The following is a 5,715-nucleotide window of genomic DNA, read 5'->3' as shown; positions in this document are numbered from 1 at the left end:
CCCTCTTGACTTTCTATCGGTAGTTTCCGCAAATAACTCTTTGCTTTCTCACCTTGTTCTTTACCTATTTTATATAAAAGAAATTGTAAATCTTCTTCACGAAATGGTCGCAATAAATAATAAAATGCTTGGAAACGAAAAGCTGTAATAGATTCTTCTATGTTTTCACCTACAAAAATAAATTTTGTATAGCAATTTATTTCTCGTAATAAACTTGCATATTCAAAACCAGTACCATCTAGTAATTTGGAACTTAAAAAAACAAAGTCTGGTATATGTTTTTTCATCATAAATAAAGATTCTGTTCCTGTCTTTGCTTCAAAACATTCTACATTTCTCATATTTTCAGTGAAATTTTCAGCTAACTCTCTTCTCTCTTCCGCCTCTTCCATAATCAGTAAAATTTTCATTTCTTCAACCACCTAATTCTTTGTCCATATGTCCTGTTGTATACATTCGCTTTTATAAGAAATAATCCCTTTTTCTTACTATACCATTATTTATCTAAAAAAACAGAAAAAAGGAAACCACTTCGGTTTCCTCTCCCCTTTTATCCCGCACTAACTGCCTATAAAGATCCGAGTAGTGTAGGATAATAAACGGTCAGGGATACGTTTAAATTTTCACTTTATACTAATTCTCGTTGCTTCGTTTCCTGTCCAAGTATTATTACAGCGAATACACCAATTAAAATTGATCCACAAAAAATCGTAAATATTAATGATAGTGAAGCTTCTGAGGCAACTAAATATCCCACTAATAGTGGCCCAAGAATACCACCAATACGACCAAATGCCGCTGCCATTCCTGCACCTGTACCACGAATAACCGTTGGATACTGCTCAGGTGTATAGGCGTATAATGCTCCCCAAGCACCTAAGTTAAAGAAGGATAGTAACATACCTGCCACGATTAATACTGTTAATGAATCCGCAACCCCAAACAAATAAGCACTGCAAGCTGTCCCGATTAAATACGTAACCAAAACAAATTTACGACCGAGACGTTCAATAAACCAAGCAGCTGTGAAATATCCTGGAAGTTGAGCTAATGTCATAATAAGTACGTATTGGAAACTTTTTATTAAACTAAATCCTTTTAGCACCATTACACTCGGTAACCAAAGGAACATTCCATAATAGGAAAAAACAACACAAAACCATAGAATCCATAGCATAATTGTTGCTTTACGATATTCCCCAGACCAAACTGATTTTATATTTTCAATAACAGATGGCCTTTTTTCAACTTTTTGGAACCTTGGGGAATCCGGTAAATTCCATCTTAAATATAAAGCATATAATGCTGGAACTGCACTCAATACCATCGCAACTTCCCAACCATATTTAGGAATAACAAAATACGAGATAAGAGCTGCAATTAGCCATCCACCTGCCCAAAAACTTTCTAATAACACAACAATTTTCCCACGTTCATGCGCTTCAACACTCTCTGATACTAGTGTAGAGGCAACCGGAAGCTCTCCGCCAAGCCCCATACCAATTAAAAAGCGTAAAACGAGAAACATCGCAAGTGTTGTTGTTAATGCAGTTAAACCACTACCGATAGAAAATAATAATAATGTAATAATAAAGACTGATTTTCGCCCTATTTTATCTGATAGTATCCCAAAAATAAGCGCTCCTACTGCCATACCGATTGAGTTAATACTGCCTATCCAGCCCATTTCTTGCGTACTTAATCCCCAATCCTTTTGCAAGGCTACCATTACAAATGAAAGCATTCCAACATCCATTGCATCAAATAGCCATCCAAGCCCAGCTATACCTAGTAGTTTGCGCTTCGAAATTTCTTTAACCTTGCCCACTAGAAGTCCTCCTCACACAGGTGTCTTTACACATCATTTTACATGTGTGAATTGTATAAGTAAAATACTTTTGTGTAAAAAATTCTCCTTCATCATTCCCAAAAAGTAAAACGTCTATCCCGATTGGTGAGAGCTAATAATCTGTGGGGATGCCTCACTGATTAAAGTTTCAATTTATTAAAAATGAACAAATAAAAAAAGCAGCGATATTTCGCTACTTTTTCGAACGCATTACTTCTTTTAAAAATTCCGCTAATACTAACTGACGACGCCAGCGTGTTGGATTACTGCATAATCTATAAAACCACTCTAAATGAATCGCTTGAATCCATTTTGGTGCACGTTTTACCTCTCCAGCCCATACGTCTAAACTTCCACCTACTCCAACAGCCATTTTCGTTTCTAAACGATGCTTATTGTTTTGGATAAAGTTCTCTTGTCTCGGGAAACCAAGTGCAACAAGTAATAAATCTGGTTTTGCTTCTTGAATGCGAGAAATAATATTCTCTTCGTCTTCTTGTTTAAAATAACCATCTTGTATACCGGCGATGGATACAGCTGAATATGTCTTTGTTAAATGATCTGCTGCAGCTTGTACAACATGCGGCTTTGCACCTAATAAGAAAACAGATACTGGCTTACTATCTTCTGATAACTTCGCAAGTAAATTACACATTAAATCAAAACCTGCTACACGTTCTTTTAAAGGTGTACCAAGCATCCCGCTTGCCTTTACAACCCCAATACCATCAGGTGTAATTAAATCTGTATTCAATAATGTTTGATAGAACTTTTCATCCTTTTTTGCGCACATAACAATTTCAGGGTTTGCTGTTACTACCTGAAACGTATGAGTTCGCTCCGCTTCTAGTTGTTCTTTTAAATATTGGACCGTTTCATCCATTGTCATTGTAGAAAAAGGAACGCCTAGAATATCAACTGTTTGTACTGCCATAGTTAACTATCCTCTCTATCATTACAAGTTTTTCGCTATTAATTGCTTATATGTTTCCTTTGTATCTTCATATAGTTTTTGAAGTGAGAAGTTCATAGTAGCATGCTCATAAATATGTTTACCCATTGCTGCTAACTCTCCAGTTTTCCACTTATCATACGCTTCTTCTAAAGCTAATGCTAATGCCTTTCCATCACCTGTTGGCACAATCCATCCGTAAGTTTCATCTACGATTAATGGTTCAATTTCTCCAGCCCTAGTCACAATTGATGGTACGCGTTGATTTGCCGCTTCTAATAAAACTAGTGGGAACCCTTCACTATGGGAAGTTAATAAATTTACATGTGACGACGCAAATAATTGTTTTACATCTTGACGATGTCCTAAAAACTCTACTTTATCGTTAATCCCTTTTTCAGTAGCTAATGACTTTAGATTTTCTTCTAATGGGCCATCGCCAACTAATAATACTTTAATTTTCTCTAATTTTGTTTGTTGTAACGCATCGAATAAAACTTCATGTCCTTTGACAGGATGTAATCGTGCTACTTGGATTGCCGTAAATACATCTTCATCAATATTGAACATTTCTTTTTTATTATAGCCTTCTGCTTTTTCCTTATCGTATTCAATTCCATTATAAATAACATGCATCTTTTCATTTGAAATACCTAATGCTGCCAGGCTTTTTTTCAATCTATTTGTTACAACGAAAAATAAGTCTATATTTTTTAAGGCTTTCAAATTTAATTTCGTAAAAATCCAACCTTTTAAGCCCTGTTTAGTAAAGTCTTGAAATGGATCACTATGAATAGTCGTTACCCATTTTGCCTTTATTCTCTTTTTCATTAAAGAAACATAGAAATTAGCCCTAGGGCCATGTGTATGAACTACATCAAATTTTTCTTTATTAATAAATTCACTTATATTCTTTAAAATGGATAAATCATAGCGCGATTTTTGTGAAAACACATGGACTTTTATCCCTAACTCCCTTGCTTCCTTCGCAACAATTCCATCTTCAAATACTGCTAATTCTACTTCACCAGTTGGAAACTGATCGAGAAGTGAAATAATATGTGTTTTCCCTCCCCCATCTTCTGCTCCTGCATTCATATGCAATATTTTCATATTTTTTCCTCCTTTAAATCCTCGCTACGTTTCCATCTATTTTTATTTTACTGTACTAAAAAATAAAAGCTAACAAAAGTTAGCTTTTATTTTTATCATTCAATTTCTAGGTCTACTATTAGATAAGCTAACACCACTACAAAGTAAATCCCAACTCCTGGTGCTGTTAAAATATGTCCTGCAATATAAGCAATACCTAACGCTAACAATAAGCTTGCTGAAATCATTCCATATTTTATATTAAATATGTCCTTAAATCTCGTAGCAAATGCTAGTAGAATTCTTAGCCCGTAATAAATAAATGGAATCATTAGTAATACAAAGCCAATAATCCCGAAATCATAAAACCAATCATGGAAGTCCATTTCAATTAGTTTTGGATCTGGCTGCTTTTGTTCATTGTATTTAAAGTTACCTGCATAACCCATTCCTAATAACTTTTGTGACATTGGCGCTTCTTTAAAGAACTGCTTATGTCTTTCTTCATATACTTGACGTCCACTGAAAATAAGATTTTCTTGATTTTCTTTCTTTTGCTCTTTCTCAAGCTCTTTCTTAACTTCCTCTTCTATCTTCGCCTTTTCTTCTGGCTTTTCAACTTTATGATGATTTTCTTCTTTTGCTTTAAGTTCTTGCTCTTTTTTCAGCTTCTCTTTAATTTCTTTTTCTTTTTGACCTTGCTGTGCCACATTTTGCTCTGATAAATAATTATTGTGAATACCCATATTTTGTGCTAATGGCGTTTGTTTAAACGTTCCGACTACACCAGCTAATAGGACAATAGCAATTACTGCATTAAGTGCAAGGGATTTTTTGTTCGGATTTTTTCTATCAAATAATAATTGTAGTAAAATAATCCCGATTGCTGCCGCTAGCGTAGCACCAATTGAGCCCATTCCTACTTTTGTACCAACTTGAATTAGCGAATAAATCATTAAAAGTGATGGAATCCAATATAAAATGTGTTTCCAGCTCTTTGTTTTTTGAATAGAATATAGTACTACAATAGGGAAAATAATAGCTAAGATTGAACCTAGTTCATTCCCTGCATAGAACCAACCTCGAGAACCAACCTTCATCCATTCATAACTACCAAAGTCAGTAGATGTTGAAATAGAAATAACCATAATTGCGTTAATGATTAATGTAGAATATACAATACTATTTCGAACCTTATCACTAATATTAACTGTCTTTTTCAATGATTTTAAAGCTAAAATGTATGATCCCAGCATGATATATATATATAATGCTTTCGCAACGAATTTAACCTCTTCACCAAGTACAATAGGATCCTTAACTAGTTTGTTATTAATAAATCCTATCCCTAAAACTCCGGCTAACAATATAAGATAAATTAAAAACTTTCTATTTTCCTTCTCTTTTGCCTGAATTAAAATGTAAATACCACCAACAGCCATAATAAGGAATCTTACTAAAATTCCAACGGTAGCATTTGACTTTAATAAAGTGATGCTAAGAGACGTTAATAAATCTAAAACAGGCTGTAAAATAATAAAAAAGAGCAAAAAATGCTCAAATCTAACCCTAGCTTGATTTGCTAACATTCCAAGACCTCCATACAAAATCTTAACATTATCTTTTAATCATAATTTTTTATCATTCAAACACACCTAGCAATTATAACATAACTCATATTCAAATCGAGAACTATTTTTCCAGCTAAAACTAGCCAGGACAAGTATTAATCAGTAATAGAAATTATCGTCCTTTAGCTATACTCCCCTATTTTTATAAAATCTATCTAACAACCATCCCCTTATTTTTGTCAGTATATAAA

The 5,715-nt window shown here is 33.9% G+C and carries 5 protein-coding genes; all 5 read right to left on the bottom strand.

Annotated elements, in window-relative coordinates; translation table 11 throughout:
- On the bottom strand, positions 1-410 hold a 410-nt coding region (locus ABWK52_RS17955), incomplete at its 3' end, for a LytR/AlgR family response regulator transcription factor (protein ID WP_353772052.1).
- A gap of 218 nt (positions 411-628) precedes the next feature.
- Positions 629-1,828, bottom strand: coding sequence for an MFS transporter (locus tag ABWK52_RS17950; protein ID WP_000521077.1), 1,200 nt, complete (start codon positions 1,826-1,828; stop codon positions 629-631).
- A gap of 214 nt (positions 1,829-2,042) precedes the next feature.
- Entirely contained in the window at positions 2,043-2,783 is a 741-nt protein-coding gene (locus ABWK52_RS17945) for a WecB/TagA/CpsF family glycosyltransferase (protein WP_000290748.1), read from the bottom strand.
- 21 nt (positions 2,784-2,804) lie between these two features.
- Positions 2,805-3,914 (bottom strand): glycosyltransferase family 4 protein, encoded by a 1,110-nt coding sequence (locus tag ABWK52_RS17940; RefSeq protein ID WP_000697464.1) that lies wholly within the window; start codon positions 3,912-3,914, stop codon positions 2,805-2,807.
- Positions 3,915-4,009: 95 nt separating this feature from the next.
- Positions 4,010-5,482 (bottom strand): O-antigen ligase family protein, encoded by a 1,473-nt coding sequence (locus tag ABWK52_RS17935; RefSeq protein WP_098541775.1) that lies wholly within the window; start codon positions 5,480-5,482, stop codon positions 4,010-4,012.
- Positions 5,483-5,715 lie beyond the last annotated feature (233 nt).

Origin of the sequence: Bacillus sp. AP50, from assembly GCF_040492675.1 — a bacterium.
Classification (GTDB): Bacteria; Bacillota; Bacilli; order Bacillales; family Bacillaceae_G; genus Bacillus_A; species Bacillus_A cereus.
The sequence above is the reverse complement of the archived record's forward strand: the minus strand, read 5'-3'. Positions and strand labels throughout refer to the sequence as shown.

Bases quoted from the DNA above. Each gene is read 5' to 3' on its own strand.
- ABWK52_RS17945 (WP_000290748.1), bottom strand. From the start codon at position 2,783: ATGGCAGTACAAACAGTTGATATTCTAGGCGTTCCTTTTTCTACAATG.
- ABWK52_RS17940 (WP_000697464.1), bottom strand. From the start codon at position 3,914: ATGAAAATATTGCATATGAATGCAGGAGCAGAAGATGGGGGAGGGAAA.
- ABWK52_RS17935 (WP_098541775.1), bottom strand. From the start codon at position 5,482: ATGTTAGCAAATCAAGCTAGGGTTAGATTTGAGCATTTTTTGCTCTTT.